Here is a 13030-nt window from a genome sequence, read left to right as displayed (position 1 = left end):
CTTGAAGTGGGAAGCTTATGGACGATTTGTTCGCCGTGATAAATATTTGAGATTCTAATAGGAATCATATAAAATAGTATCAGGTACTAATAACAAGCTATAAAAGGATATTATCACCTGTAGGAGGTAAATAAATGAAGTTTTCTTTGGAAGGACGCACCTATGTCGTGATGGGTGTCGCTAATAAAAGAAGTATTGCATGGGGCATCGCACGCTCTCTGCATGAAGCGGGTGCACGTTTAATTTTCACTTATGCAAATGAACGTTTTGAAAAACCTGTGAAAAAATTAGCTGCAACATTAGATGGGCAAGATGCTTTATTTTACGAATGTGACGTAACAGATGATGAAGCTGTAGCTAACACATTCCAATCTATTAAGCAAGACGTAGGAACGATTCATGGGCTAGCACACTGTATTGCTTTTGCGAAAAAAGAAGATCTTCAAGGTGAATTCGTTGATACTAGTAGAGATGGTTACTTGTTAGCGCATAACATTAGTGCATATTCGCTTGTAGCAGCGGCTAGAGAAGCAGCGCCTTTAATGACTGAAGGTGGTGGTATTGTTACATTAACATACCTCGGTGGCGAACGTATTGTGAAAAATTATAATGTAATGGGGGTTGCAAAAGCAAGTCTTGATGCCAGTATGAGGTATCTTGCAAACGATCTTGGAAAAGATGGTATTCGTGTCAATGCTATTTCTGCAGGCCCAATTCGTACACTATCGGCAAAAGGGATAGGGGATTTCAACAGTATTCTAACGAAAATTGAAGAGGAAGCTCCATTAAAACGTACTGTAACACAAGAGGATATAGGAGATACTGCCTACTACTTATTAAGTGATCTCTCACGCGGTGTTACAGGTGAAATTATTCATGTTGACTCTGGATATAATGCATTAGGACTTTCTTAGTTGTTGTAATGAGTGAAAGCAAAAAGGGGAGGTTCCTGACAGAAAAAGCTGGGAGCTGAACCGGTATCAATGAAGAAACAGTCGCTATTTCAAGCAAGCGGCTGTTTTTTTAGTAGATAAAAATTATAAAGAGAGGTTTCCATCAGTGGGGTCTTACGAACGATTGTTTATCGTGATAAAATGAATGTATAAACGTTGATTTTGTATCTTATTTTGTTCTATTTCACCAGATTTGACATGTAACCAAATACAAAAGGATGAGGGTATTGAAAAAAATCATTTTGTTTGATGGTGTTTGTAATTTATGTAATCAGAGTGTCCAGTTCATCATGAAAAGAGATCCACATCATCAATTTCAATTTGCATCGTTACAAAGTGAAAAAGGTCAAGAACTTATCACTCAGTATCAAATACCTAGCGATATAGACAGTATCCTATTACTTGAGGACAATGAGTACTTTACAAAGTCTACAGCGGCATTAAAAATAGCAAAAATCTTAAATAGTCCTTTGCGTTACTTTTATTTTTGCATTATTTTCCCTCGCATCATCCGTGATTGGCTCTATGATCTTATCGCAAACAATCGCTATAAATTATTCGGAAAAAATACTACATGCATGATTCCAAAACCAGGAGACAAAGATCGATTCTTAGATTAAAATCCCTTATTGTTATTATACAATAAGGGATTTTAAAATTTTAGGATTCTCTTTTACGACGTTTTAATTGATAGTGACGAGCTTCTTCTCGAAATGCTTTGAAGATAGAGAAAATGATCATTATCATGATGATCGCAAATGGAAAAGCTGCAATAATGGAAGCTGTTTGCAATGCACCAAGACCACCTTGCCATAGTAAAACCGCAGCTGTACCAGATTGTACAACACCCCATGCTACTTTTACTTTAATATCAGGGTTCAAGTGACCATTTGTTGTTTGCATCCCCAATACGAAAGTAGCAGAGTCTGCTGATGTAATGAAAAATGTACTAATCAAAAGAATCGCTAATGTTGCCATCACTACCGTTAATGGGAAGTTTTCTAATACTGTGAATAATGCTGCTTCAGATCCATTGTCTGTCATAATTTGTGCGATATCAATACCTTCATTCATTTGTAATTGAATAGCAGATCCGCCAAATACACTAAACCACAAACCGCCAAAAATTGTTGGGACTAATAATACTCCAATAACAAATTCACGTACTGTTCGGCCACGAGATACACGAGCAATAAACATACCAACAAATGGTGCCCATGCAATCCACCATGCCCAATAGAAGATAGTCCAACTTTCTAACCAGGTGGCATTTTCTTCATTAAATGGAGCCATACGAAAGCTCATTTCAGGTAAATTCGATATATAAGAACCTAAGGTTGTTGTAAAGAAGTTCATGATGAAATTCGTAGGTCCCGTAAATAGTAAGAAAAACATTAGTAAAATCGCTAATACGATGTTTGTCGTACTTAAGTATTTGATTCCTCGATTTAAACCAGTTAAGGCAGAAATCATATATAAAACCGTAACAACTACTATAATTAGTAATTGTGTGCCAATGTCATTTACGATGTTAGCAGAAATAAATTCAATCCCACTTCCGATTTGTTGTGCACCTAAACCTAAAGATGTTGCTACACCAAATACGGTAGCAAATACAGCAATAACGTTGATTAGAGTACCATAACCGCCATCCATTTTATTTCCATAAAGTGGTTTTAATGTACTGCTAATAAGTCCAGGCTCGTCCTTTCTAAATTGAAAGTAAGCAAGAGCAAGTGCTAATGTTGCATACACGGCCCATGGGTGAAAGCCCCAGTGGAAAAAGCTGTATTGCATTGCAGTGCGTGCTGCTTCTGCTTCTGATTCGGTTGCATACGGTGGTGAGGTTAAATGCCAGATTGGTTCTGCTGCACCCCAGAAAACTAAACCGATTCCCATACCAGCACTGAACAACATACCAAACCATGTCAAGTAGTTATATTCTGGTTTGTCTCCATCTTTGCCTAAAACTATATTCCCATACTTAGAAACAATTAAGAAAATCGCAAAAATTAAAAAAGCTGTTGTAACAAGTAAATAAAACCAACCAAAACGAGTTACTAAAAATCCCTGAATGGCTGAAGTTACCGTATCTAGGTTCCAATTTGGCCAAACATCTGCAGGAATTATCCCCCAAATGATAAATAAAACAGAAATAGCTAGTGAAATATAAAATACTCTGGTTACATTCTTCATATAATCATCCTTTCCTATTATGTTTTTTTCTAGTATCTCGATGAGTGCACAATATACCTTTACCCATTATAGATAGAAGTATGCAAAAATTCGTCAATTTCCGCATAAAGAGAAAAATTTACCATTAAATTGGGCAGATATGGAATCTTTTTTTCACAACGATTTGCATTTTACCAAGATTCAAATTGAAACACAAGTACAAAACACTAGTATAGAAAAAACTCTTTCACTAAAACAGTGAAAGAGTTTTTAGAACAACGCATATACTATTCCCTTTTATGCTGATTCCTTTCTTTTACAATACAGAAACTGCTGGTAAACAAGTAATAGCACAGAAGCATTCTAAATCAACTGTGATACAGATACCTGTACGTTCAAGATCTGCTACGTGACCTAATTGATCACAAGGGTCATGGCCAGCATGTGTTTCGCCATCAAAAATGAGTAATTCAAGTACTGCACAGCAATCATCTACTTCATTCACACGGAAGATAAAGCTTTCTACACATTCAAATTTAGGCGAGCCATTATGCTCTACTTCAACACCTACTCCTTTAAATGGCTTTCCTTTCTCACCGAATAACATGAAAGGCACCGTGTCTAAACCTTTTCCTGCTCCTGGGGAAACAAGACTCTGGATGGATCGATGACAGCTAATATCACAATGCTGGTCTAAAACATCATCTTGCGCATTAGCAATTGCTTCTACCACTTCGCATACACAATTTTCGCGCTTCATATATTATTACACTCCTCATTCAATAAGATTTCTTTAACAGTAATAATGTATGAATAAAGGTAAAATGCGTATAGACAAATGACACGGTTTTTAAATTAGATTCAAAACTTTTTTCTCACATCTAGTAGGCAGGTGCATATAATTACATTATCAGAAATGGATGAAGGGGGAATTGGCGTGGCAAAAAGGCGTACACATATTCCTAAAATATACGTAGATCAACCAGATTTTGTTGAACCAAACGCTTACATGCAGCATGTGTTCAAATCCAACAATAAAACTAAAACGAAAGCGAAAACGAATTTAGCGGAGAGTGAACAACAGAGTATAACAACCGTTACACCTCGCAATAAGAAAAGAAAAAGGAGACAGGACGAAAAAGAAGAAGCAGTAGAAGAAATAGTACAAGAAGAAGTGGATGAAAAGGAGAAAAAACGTTTTCAAGATATGACTGTGCAGGAAAAAGTAAGTTATTTTACTGAAAAGCCATTTCACGTACCTAGAGCGAAGTGTAAAATCGTTACAGATAAAAAGACTTATTTCGGATATATTCTTGATCAAGAGGGCGACGAAGTATTCATACAAATGGGCAGTAAGTCCACTTCCAGCTCAATATCATTGGAACAAATCGAAGAAATTGAATTAGTTGGATTTTAAATGACTGTTTTTAGTATAAGTAACTATTTTTATGCTAAGGCATAGGATATATTGATCTTGTTTAATGGATTAGTACAGTGAAGGAGTGAAAAAGGTGTCTGAAAAGAAAAAAGAAATCCATGTGAAGGATTTAGTGATCAAGGCAGATAATGTTTACATCGAACCTAAACGTCGTCATGACCCATTTTTTGGTCCAAGACAACGTCAAGAAGAAATAGAGGATGTACATGATGTGAAGGAAAAATTGGATGATGAAGATCACTTTGATGATGATAAAAAAGATGACGATGAGCGTCACCCTTTTTCTTGGCTATAAAAGATAAAACAGATAGCTTTTTAATAAAGCTATCTGTTTTATTTATCTCAATCGCCAAGTTTTCTTTCATAAATGTTAGAGAAATCGCATACATTTATATACTATATACCCCCACAAAATGGATTTAATGTACGAAAATATGGGTATATTAAGTATAAAAGGGAGGGGTAATGTGGGATACATTATGCCGATTCAACATACAACTTATCAGCAGTATCAAAAGCGAGTAACACGAGACCAACCAGATCCTTTTATTATTGAAAAGTTATATCCTGTTCCATTCAATATGCAATATAAACGCGAAGAACAACATCAGGCTAAAACTCCTACAAGTTCATCCACTCCTAGAAAACATCCAAATAATACATTATTATATCAAACCAATCATTTTAAAGCACAAGAAAAATGGTATGCTGAAATAACAGGTAAAGGCAGAAAGTTTCAGGCAAAAATATAGCCAGGCAGTGAAGTGCTGCCTGACTTAATATCCTTGTATATAAAGCCCTTCATTAGTTGCGTATTCTGCGTAAAAGACTTCTTTTATAGATTTTACCTCTTGTTTTCTAAGTTCTGACATGAGCCAATTTTTGTCATATCCTATTTCTCGAAGGTTATCATAAATTACTTCTCCATCATTAATTAACATAAATGGCATGACTATACCCTCTAAAGGCATATTAAAATCTTTTTTATGTGGCGTTTGATATTGTGTTTTTCGAAGGACGGAAACCGTTCCATCTGTTTCTAAAATAGCGTAATCTACCTCTTGCACGGAGAATACATCTTTTGACCTTAATAAATGCAAAAGTTGATTCATATCCAATTTGCCTTTTCTCATTTCTTCGCGTTGCAGTTTCCCTTTGTGAATAACAATAGATGGTCTACCTTCTAGTATGGAGCGACTCTTCTTAAACTTTTGAGTTGCCAACTCTGTTAAATAAAGTAATAATCCCCATATTAAAATCGCAAATCCAATATGAAAGAGACCTACTTCATCATCATATAATGCATTTCCAACAAGTTCCCCTAAAATAAGGGCAGAAATAAAGTCAAATGCTGTTAATTGCCTAATTTGCGTCTTCCCTAAAAACTTTGTTAAAACAAATAACAGAGCAAATCCAAAAATGGTTTCAATAAAAATAGACCCTGCATCATTCATGGTTTCTCCTACCTCCGTCTACCATTCTTTTATAAGGATAGACAAGATAAGACAAAACCATACATGAAAAATCGCTTAAATTTCTTTTGTCATGGTAACATGAGGGATGTTCGCATCCAAAAATTCTTCAGAAGTCGTCTGATACCCCAACTGCTGATAAAATCCTTCTGCTTGCGTTTGCGCATTTAGCTTTGCTGTATGAATTCCTTTTTGTTTTGCTATCTTCTCCATAAATAATAATATATCTTTTCCATAACCTTGCGCACGGAATTCGTTCAACACACAAATTCGCTCCATTTTACCATAGTCTTCTGCTAACCGCATACGGCTGGCTGCAATTGGTTTATCTTCATTATATCCGACAAAGTGGATGGCTTCTTCTTCTAATTCATCAATTTCTATGTTTTCTGGTACCTTTTGCTCCTCGACAAACACTTTAAAACGAACTTGATAAGCATCTTCTTTCTGTTTTTCATTTTCTGCTATTGTAATATCCATGCTTCTTACTCCTTTACTTATATCCCAAACATCTGCACTAAAATATTTTTCATGTCTTTTTGCCAGTACTTCCAAGTATGATTTCCATTAAATTCTTCATATGTATAGCCATTTACCAGTGGGGCTAATAATTCCTGTAAGTTACGATTCGGAGTTAAAAAATCCGCTTTTTCTCCTGAAGTAGTTTTTACTTCCGTTTCTTGAGTTCCGATTGAATGATACATTTCTAAGTGATTCCATTGATTAGCCGATTCAGCTCGTTCTAGCACTTTATCATTGACCAATGGAGACTGCATGATTACTTTGCCAAATGTATGAGAGTATTGTGTCGCAACCATAAACGATAAAGTACCAGCTAATGAATCGCCCATTAAGGCACGCTGACTAGCTAGCGGATTTAAGTGTAATTGATCCTCTACAAAAGGCAATGCTTCCTTAATAAGAAAGGAAATATACGCTTTTTGCTGTTTACCGTTCGGATGGTATTTTTGTTGACGATCAAATCGATCTTGATAATGAAGACCAATAAAAATCGTTGGCTCGATTTCCATTTCTTCATGTAATTGATCACTTAACGTAGCCACTCGTCCCATTTGAAAATAATCATCTCCATCGTGCATAATGCAAAGTTGATAATCTCGAAACGGTGTAAAGTCTTCAGGCAAATACCATTTGATTGTCATCGATTCACCCAAATAATCACTTTCTATAACAGCATCTTGCATTTTCCCTTTTCGTCCCATATAAAAACCCCCGTATGTCCTCTATGTGAAAAATTGTAACATAGATCGACAGGTTGAGGGAGCCATTTTTAATGTTTGAAGGAAAAGGGGGAGAAGCAATGAATTTTTACATAAAAACTTTTATTAAGCGGAAATCAATAGCATTACAAAGTATGATCAAGACCTAGCGGAAAAATAATGGTATGAACCAAGCAAAAAAGTACATCCTAAAGATATATGAAACCCTTATGCCGAAAGGATGTGCCCAAATGTTTTGGAAAAAAGTCAGTGCAATCAGTTTAACGGTGCTTATATTGGCTGTCGTTAGCGGCTCCATCCCTATATTAGCAAACGAACAAACGGGTCCGACCGCTACAGTAGAATCTGATTTTTATCAAGATAATGATCAATTGAAATATCCGCAAGTTAGTGATGTAAAAGACGAAAAAATGGAAGAAAAGATCAATAAACAATTACTGCAATATATCAAGGATTCTTATAAGGAATATAAGCAAAATGAAAAAATGGCCAAAAAATATGATTTTAAAGCTGATTACCAAACGGAATATGAAGTGAAATATAATAAAGCACCTAAATTAAGTATTTTAACAAGTAATTACATTTTCAGCGGAGGAGCTCATGGGAATACAACCGTTCAGTCGTTTAACTATGATGTGGAGGAAGGAAAACGAGTTGTATTAACCGATATTTTAAAAACAGAAGAACAAAGAAAAGATGTTCAGGAATATGTGTGGGAATATGCGATTGAGCGTCCAGATATTTTTTATCCTGACTTAAAGAAAGAAGATGTGAAGTTACACGCAGATACTGCTTTTTATTATAACGATGATGGCATTACGTTAGTTTTTCAACAGTATGAAATTGCCCCGTATGTATCCGGAAACCAAGAAATCAAGGTCCCGGAAGATGTATATAAAGAAGCCTGACGAAGATCGTCAGGCTTTATTTTGCGAATACATGATTGCCGATGGTAATCGTTGTTTCACGGCTGAAAATCCACTTGCTTTCAGAAATGTCAGGGTTATAGAAGAAAGTAGATCCTTGACCCTGTCCACGGTAGGCTACAGCTTCCTCTACAGCTTGCTTTGCTTCAGCATCTGCTGCTTTATTAATTTGTCCATTTTTCACTGGACTAAAGGCATAATGAGCTCCATTACTATACGTTTCATAAACAACGCCTTTCACGGAATTAGGAAAATTATCATGATCTACTCTATTTAATATGACCGTCGCAACGGCAACTTTCCCCGCATAAGGTTCACCTTTTGCTTCGGCATGTACCAATCGTGCCATTAGTTCTTTATCTTCTGATGAAATCGCTGAAGGAATGATAAGTTCTTCACCTGGATAAATAATAGAACTATTGCGATTATTTATATTTTGGAGACTATTCACTGAAACCCCATTTTTTTGAGCGATTTTCCATAGGGAATCTCCACTTTTTACGGTGTACGCATTAGCAACAGTTGGAAGAATAAAGAAACTAATGGCCATGATAAAACTAGTTAATAGAATTCCAAATTTATTTAAAAACATTACTTGTATACCTCCTGTGATGGTTTCTATGTTCAAGACTAGCACGTGTAATAGAAACAATCAGTATGTTATTTTTACCAATTAGGAGGGTGGTAGTTATCATGCACTACAGAAAAGTTTACCAGATTATAAGAGATGGACAAATATGGAATTGGAAGAAAAACTAGCTAATATTATTTCAAATGTCAAGGAATTGTCATAAAAAAAATCCAACGTATATGGTGAAAATTAGGGTATTGGATTAAAATTGAAATATAATAGAAAAACCAAAAAGGACATACCTTTTTGGTTTTTAATCATTCATATCATAGCTTTTGTATAAAGTAGATTTAAATAATTCCTTGTCAGTCATAATATATTCATGGTTTCGCATGAGGGAAGTCTGTAGAGAAGCGGAAATATTATTCGCATTATAAGCACATACGGACATTAATCCTAATTCATTCACTTTACAGTCAGCTGTGTTTTCGAATGTTTCCAGTATATTCTCAATGTTCTCTTGTTTCATCCATTCCACTTGTGCCCATGTTCGAACTTCCAACTCTTTTTTAAAAAAGGGTTCGAGGATACTACCAAAATGTTCTAGTATGCTTTCAATATGAAAATCTCTATAACAACGATAAAACGTATAGTTATCAACATGGTGAATGAACTTTTGCTTTTCGTTTGTCAAAGATGGATTGATTTTTCGCTTTGCTTGTTGAAAAATAAAAGGATTTTCTATAATAATAACATGATGATTTCGTTCTATTCCTGCTTTTATATAAGCTATTAAGTTATTAATATAGTCTTCCGAATTTTCATTTAAATATAAAATATGGGCGTTGTTTGACACCTCGAGATCGTTGGTTAATTCTATGGATTGTTTCATTCTTTTCACCCTAGCTTTTGATTATTTTCTTTTAAGCTTTGTCATTATGAGTATATAACAAAGTCTGTATTGCCTATTAAGAATTATCCTGTAAAAATAAGGAAGGTAACATAAATTTATCACTCGCACTATATAATGGAGATTCTACTATCTCATAATCTGTCATGAGATACTGGTAATCTCTCATAATTTTTATATGCAACGCTGCAGATATCGAAAAAGCGTCATAGGAACGTACCAAAAGAGTTTGGATGGAGCTATATTCTGTATTAACTGATTGAAAGTATTTCTTTAATAAAGAAAGCCAATCATCATGAAAGTATTTCTCTTCAGATGACCAGATACAGATAGATGAATCATTGGTTAAAGGAAGCTGAAGTGATTGAAAGAAATTGATCGTATTTATTGGTGTGTTATCATACATTATTTTACTATCCATAAAAATAATGTTCTGCTTTATTTTACTTTTAGGTAAAATGTTTTCTAATTCTAGTAGAATAGACTGGATATTTTGATGATGATCGATGAAAAAACAGTATTGATCTATCTCCAATCTAGTTAAGAGAAAATGAACAGCATTATTCAAATAATTACTTTTATCATTATATAGATATAGTATATTGCCTTTCGATATATTTTTATAGAAATCTATAATACTATGCTGAGCCTGTTTGTTTTCTGGATTATTTGATGTATCTGTATTTTTGTATGGAAAGAATAGCATTGGATCAAATTCCAGTATCTTTGCAATATTAAGTGCAACAGACGGCCCAGGGTTGCGTTTTCCATTTTCTATTTGTGAATAGTATCCTCGATCGATAAAGGATTGAGCAGCGACTTGCTCTTGTGTTAACTTTTTTGATTTACGAGCTTGTATCAACCATTCTCTTTTCATCACTTACACCTTCCTCAAATGGGCCCCCAATGTGGTTGTACTATATGGATGAGAATCCAATATGGCTTATCATGGCGAACCATCGTCTGTAAGACCCCCACTGCAAGACTTAGAATAACGAAAGTGGTATAAGTAGGGGATAACGGACGCTAGCACCCTGATAAGTATCGCTAACCATGAGTGGGGGGAAGACCACCCACTCATGGAAGTCTCTCTTTATATTGATTAAAACACAAGTTTACCACTATTGGTAATGGAAACAATCTCCTAGTTAATTAATAATTTATAGTATGCTCTTGCTATTCTATAGAAAACTGAGCAAATTGCGGTAATGATATGACAGCTATTGTGGCAAAGTGCCACATCGATCAATTTTTATGGATACACCATTGATTTTCTATAAGATAATATTACCATAGGAATATAAAGTTTAGAAAAGTTCAAATTTTTGTATTTTTTTATTTATTCGAAATATTTTTGCAAAAATGAGAAATATCCTTTTTAAGTGCTTTTGTTTTGCTTTGATAGGGCTTTTTAACTATTATGTATAGTAAATCGGTTTAGAATATGTATATGATTTCATTGTTTGTGGTATAAAATAACTATAATGGTTTTAGAAATAATGTGATTTTTAAAAATATAAAAAATATAAAATGAGTGTATTTTTGAAATCGTGCAGGGAGCATGATGATATATTAGTATTTTTCTTATTTTATAGTCAAAGGGGAATGGAACATTGAATGAAAGCCGTTGGGATAAATTAGATAAAAAAATTCAAAAAAAACGAAAGGAAATGATAGAAGAGGGACTTTCTAAAGGGTTTAATGATAAAAGCACAATTTTGAAAAGCCAACAGATGGATAAGCTAATTTATGAAATTCAAAAGCTTGAAAAAAAAAGTTAATTCGATAATAATGGATTAGCCATAGTCATGGTGCTGGAAAGAGAGTTAGAAAAAGTATCTACTCTTTTTCCAGATTTATATTTATGGCTTAGAAATTACACCAGCATGTTTTTTATGTTTGGGAAAAGCAGCTTTGATCATAGCAATTTAACCAACAAGCTATTTTCAGAATGAATAATGCGAGTAAATAAGTAGGCTTATGCTACTATTATTTATCGACTTTTGATTTTTTATTTTAAAATATAGACAAAATACAGATGTAGGGAGGCGGTTTTGATGACTTCTCGCCGGAAACCATTGGAGTTAATCCTCTATGAATATCTTAATGTTCGTAAGCCTTTAACGAAAAAAGAAAACCGACCCCAATGCAAGTGCAACTATGGCTAGATAATGAATTTACCGACAATTAGAGAGAAAAGTAGGGTTAAAACAGGGTTGAGATTTTACTATGCTCTTTTCAACCAAGCAATACTAAAAAGAAAAAGCAGCATTTGAGCTGCTTTTCCATTTAATAATAAGGATAATATGGATATGGGTAAGGGTACGGAGGATAGAATGGAAATAGGAACAGACCACGTAATAAATCAAATGGAAAACGTTGTCTGCGATAACGGCGAAATCTCCTGCGAGGTCTACCATAATCATCATCATATCCATACTGGCGGTGGAAGCTGCCTTCTTCTACATCTTCCGGTATTAAGATAATCACACTGTTATTGTCCACACTAATGATTATCCCCTCAAACTGTGACCCATCGTTTAGATCTCCATATACATGGTAATTCATATAATCATTGCACATTTTTTTCATGTGATCTGCATGATACATACCTTGATGTTGTTGATACACGATCATTCCCCCTCTTATTTCTTCATATTTAGGCTATTCACCTGAATGGATTTTGTGAATGTAAAAGGAGAATGAATTGTATTTTCGTAATAAAAAAGCCAACCCTTTAAGGTTGACTGAGAATCCTCTTACCAACTTGCTTTTTTAACACCTGGAATTTGGCCTTTGTATGCTAGCTCACGGAAACAAACACGACACAATTTAAATTTACGAAGTACAGAGTGTGGACGTCCGCAGCGCTCGCAACGTGTATACTCTCGAACTTTGAATTTTTGTGGTCGTTTTTGCTTTGCGATCATTGATGTTTTAGCCAAGATAGTAACCTCCTTTTACAAAAATTTATTTATATAGAACTAAATTTATTTTAATAATGTTTGAATGAATAATCATAACAAAAAAATAAGATAGTGTAAAGGTAAATGATATGTTACATGGTCGATTGTGTGTTTTACATGTATATCCCAAAATGTTTTTCCGCCAGGTATAAGGTCTCTTCTGTACTATTGCATTCTATTAATAATCTTTTAATAGTTGGAACATCATCGTTACCTGTTGATCTCGCTCAACGGTTCTCGTAACCGATGGGTGGATATCAACTGCATCATAAAACATCTGTGGGTTATATGGCACATCTGAAAAATAACCAGAATAACGAATATAGAGTACTAGAAGGTGTATTGACGAATGGAGATTAGGATGGGGTGAATTACTTG

The 13030-nt window shown here is 34.6% G+C and carries 17 protein-coding genes; 7 read left to right on the top strand and 10 right to left on the bottom strand.

What is annotated here, in order from left to right; translation table 11 throughout:
• The first annotated feature begins 134 nt into the window (after positions 1–134).
• Both fabI and GHD00_RS05050 read left to right on the top strand, forming a co-directional pair.
• Complete coding sequence (gene fabI / locus GHD00_RS05055) at positions 135–914, top strand: enoyl-ACP reductase FabI (RefSeq protein WP_163537056.1); 780 nt, start codon at positions 135–137, stop codon at positions 912–914.
• A gap of 257 nt (positions 915–1171) precedes the next feature.
• Complete coding sequence (locus GHD00_RS05050) at positions 1172–1573, top strand: thiol-disulfide oxidoreductase DCC family protein (protein WP_346427612.1); 402 nt, start codon at positions 1172–1174, stop codon at positions 1571–1573.
• 40 nt (positions 1574–1613) lie between these two features.
• Here the strand turns inward: GHD00_RS05050 and GHD00_RS05045 are convergent, their stop codons facing one another.
• Positions 1614–3149: a glycine betaine uptake BCCT transporter gene (locus GHD00_RS05045; RefSeq protein WP_163537054.1), complete on the bottom strand. Its 1536-nt coding sequence runs from the start codon at positions 3147–3149 to the stop codon at positions 1614–1616.
• A 295-nt stretch (positions 3150–3444) separates the two neighbouring features.
• Positions 3445–3888, bottom strand: coding sequence for a CotY/CotZ family spore coat protein (locus tag GHD00_RS05040; protein ID WP_163537053.1), 444 nt, complete (start codon positions 3886–3888; stop codon positions 3445–3447).
• 177 nt (positions 3889–4065) lie between these two features.
• On the opposite strand from GHD00_RS05040, the gene GHD00_RS05035 reads away from it, so the two are divergent.
• The 3 genes from GHD00_RS05035 (at position 4066) to GHD00_RS05025 (ending at position 5318) form a co-directional block, all read left to right on the top strand.
• Positions 4066–4545, top strand: coding sequence for a CotO family spore coat protein (locus GHD00_RS05035; RefSeq protein ID WP_163537052.1), 480 nt, complete (start codon positions 4066–4068; stop codon positions 4543–4545).
• A gap of 94 nt (positions 4546–4639) precedes the next feature.
• On the top strand, positions 4640–4861 hold the full coding sequence (locus GHD00_RS05030; RefSeq protein WP_163536936.1) for a hypothetical protein: 222 nt from the start codon (positions 4640–4642) through the stop codon (positions 4859–4861).
• A gap of 172 nt (positions 4862–5033) precedes the next feature.
• A complete protein-coding gene (locus GHD00_RS05025; RefSeq protein ID WP_163537051.1) occupies positions 5034–5318 on the top strand; it encodes a hypothetical protein in 285 nt (94 codons plus the stop codon).
• A gap of 24 nt (positions 5319–5342) precedes the next feature.
• Here the strand turns inward: GHD00_RS05025 and GHD00_RS05020 are convergent, their stop codons facing one another.
• The 3 genes from GHD00_RS05020 to GHD00_RS05010 all read right to left on the bottom strand — a co-directional run bounded on the left by GHD00_RS05020 (position 5343) and on the right by GHD00_RS05010 (position 7261).
• Entirely contained in the window at positions 5343–6020 is a 678-nt protein-coding gene (locus tag GHD00_RS05020; RefSeq protein WP_163537050.1) for a YetF domain-containing protein, read from the bottom strand.
• Between the two features lie 75 nt (positions 6021–6095).
• Positions 6096–6518, bottom strand: coding sequence for a GNAT family N-acetyltransferase (locus GHD00_RS05015; protein WP_163537049.1), 423 nt, complete (start codon positions 6516–6518; stop codon positions 6096–6098).
• A gap of 17 nt (positions 6519–6535) precedes the next feature.
• Positions 6536–7261, bottom strand: coding sequence for an alpha/beta hydrolase (locus GHD00_RS05010; RefSeq protein WP_163537048.1), 726 nt, complete (start codon positions 7259–7261; stop codon positions 6536–6538).
• A gap of 248 nt (positions 7262–7509) precedes the next feature.
• On the opposite strand from GHD00_RS05010, the gene GHD00_RS05005 reads away from it, so the two are divergent.
• Positions 7510–8187 carry a DUF3298 and DUF4163 domain-containing protein gene (locus tag GHD00_RS05005; RefSeq protein ID WP_163537047.1) on the top strand — a complete coding sequence of 226 codons (678 nt, stop codon included), beginning with the start codon at positions 7510–7512 and terminating at the stop codon, positions 8185–8187.
• Between the two features lie 16 nt (positions 8188–8203).
• On the opposite strand, the gene GHD00_RS05000 is transcribed toward GHD00_RS05005, so the two are convergent.
• From GHD00_RS05000 to GHD00_RS04990, 3 genes are all read right to left on the bottom strand, one after another.
• Positions 8204–8797 (bottom strand): cell wall hydrolase, encoded by a 594-nt coding sequence (locus tag GHD00_RS05000; protein ID WP_163537046.1) that lies wholly within the window; start codon positions 8795–8797, stop codon positions 8204–8206.
• A gap of 292 nt (positions 8798–9089) precedes the next feature.
• Positions 9090–9668 carry an MEDS domain-containing protein gene (locus GHD00_RS04995; protein ID WP_163537045.1) on the bottom strand — a complete coding sequence of 193 codons (579 nt, stop codon included), beginning with the start codon at positions 9666–9668 and terminating at the stop codon, positions 9090–9092.
• 76 nt (positions 9669–9744) lie between these two features.
• A complete protein-coding gene (locus tag GHD00_RS04990; protein WP_163537044.1) occupies positions 9745–10563 on the bottom strand; it encodes a helix-turn-helix domain-containing protein in 819 nt (272 codons plus the stop codon).
• A 736-nt stretch (positions 10564–11299) separates the two neighbouring features.
• Here GHD00_RS04990 and GHD00_RS04985 point away from each other — a divergent pair.
• Positions 11300–11467, top strand: a complete 168-nt coding sequence (locus GHD00_RS04985; RefSeq protein WP_240468599.1) for an aspartyl-phosphate phosphatase Spo0E family protein — start codon at positions 11300–11302, stop codon at positions 11465–11467.
• Between the two features lie 508 nt (positions 11468–11975).
• On the opposite strand, the gene GHD00_RS04980 is transcribed toward GHD00_RS04985, so the two are convergent.
• Both GHD00_RS04980 and GHD00_RS04975 read right to left on the bottom strand, forming a co-directional pair.
• Positions 11976–12317: a hypothetical protein gene (locus GHD00_RS04980; RefSeq protein ID WP_163537043.1), complete on the bottom strand. Its 342-nt coding sequence runs from the start codon at positions 12315–12317 to the stop codon at positions 11976–11978.
• Positions 12318–12445: 128 nt separating this feature from the next.
• The gene (locus tag GHD00_RS04975) at positions 12446–12631 is read right to left on the bottom strand and encodes a type Z 30S ribosomal protein S14 (RefSeq protein ID WP_163537042.1); all 186 of its coding nucleotides are present in this window, start codon (positions 12629–12631) and stop codon (positions 12446–12448) included.
• Between the last annotated feature and the right edge of the window lie 399 nt (positions 12632–13030).

It is taken from the genome of Gracilibacillus sp. YIM 98692 (assembly GCF_010993965.1).
Taxonomy (GTDB): Bacteria; Bacillota; Bacilli; order Bacillales; family Amphibacillaceae; genus Gracilibacillus.
Note: the sequence above shows the minus strand (reverse complement) of the source record. Positions and strands in the feature narration are given on the sequence as shown.

Coding starts and splice junctions, on each gene's coding strand:
- fabI (WP_163537056.1), top strand. CDS start 135: ATGAAGTTTTCTTTGGAAGGACGCACCTATGTCGTGATGGGTGTCGCT.
- GHD00_RS05050 (WP_346427612.1), top strand. CDS start 1,172: ATGAGGGTATTGAAAAAAATCATTTTGTTTGATGGTGTTTGTAATTTA.
- GHD00_RS05045 (WP_163537054.1), bottom strand. CDS start 3,149: ATGAAGAATGTAACCAGAGTATTTTATATTTCACTAGCTATTTCTGTT.
- GHD00_RS05040 (WP_163537053.1), bottom strand. CDS start 3,888: ATGAAGCGCGAAAATTGTGTATGCGAAGTGGTAGAAGCAATTGCTAAT.
- GHD00_RS05020 (WP_163537050.1), bottom strand. CDS start 6,020: ATGAATGATGCAGGGTCTATTTTTATTGAAACCATTTTTGGATTTGCT.
- GHD00_RS05015 (WP_163537049.1), bottom strand. CDS start 6,518: ATGGATATTACAATAGCAGAAAATGAAAAACAGAAAGAAGATGCTTAT.
- GHD00_RS05010 (WP_163537048.1), bottom strand. CDS start 7,261: ATGGGACGAAAAGGGAAAATGCAAGATGCTGTTATAGAAAGTGATTAT.
- GHD00_RS05005 (WP_163537047.1), top strand. CDS start 7,510: ATGTTTTGGAAAAAAGTCAGTGCAATCAGTTTAACGGTGCTTATATTG.
- GHD00_RS05000 (WP_163537046.1), bottom strand. CDS start 8,797: ATGTTTTTAAATAAATTTGGAATTCTATTAACTAGTTTTATCATGGCC.
- GHD00_RS04995 (WP_163537045.1), bottom strand. CDS start 9,668: ATGAAACAATCCATAGAATTAACCAACGATCTCGAGGTGTCAAACAAC.
- GHD00_RS04990 (WP_163537044.1), bottom strand. CDS start 10,563: ATGAAAAGAGAATGGTTGATACAAGCTCGTAAATCAAAAAAGTTAACA.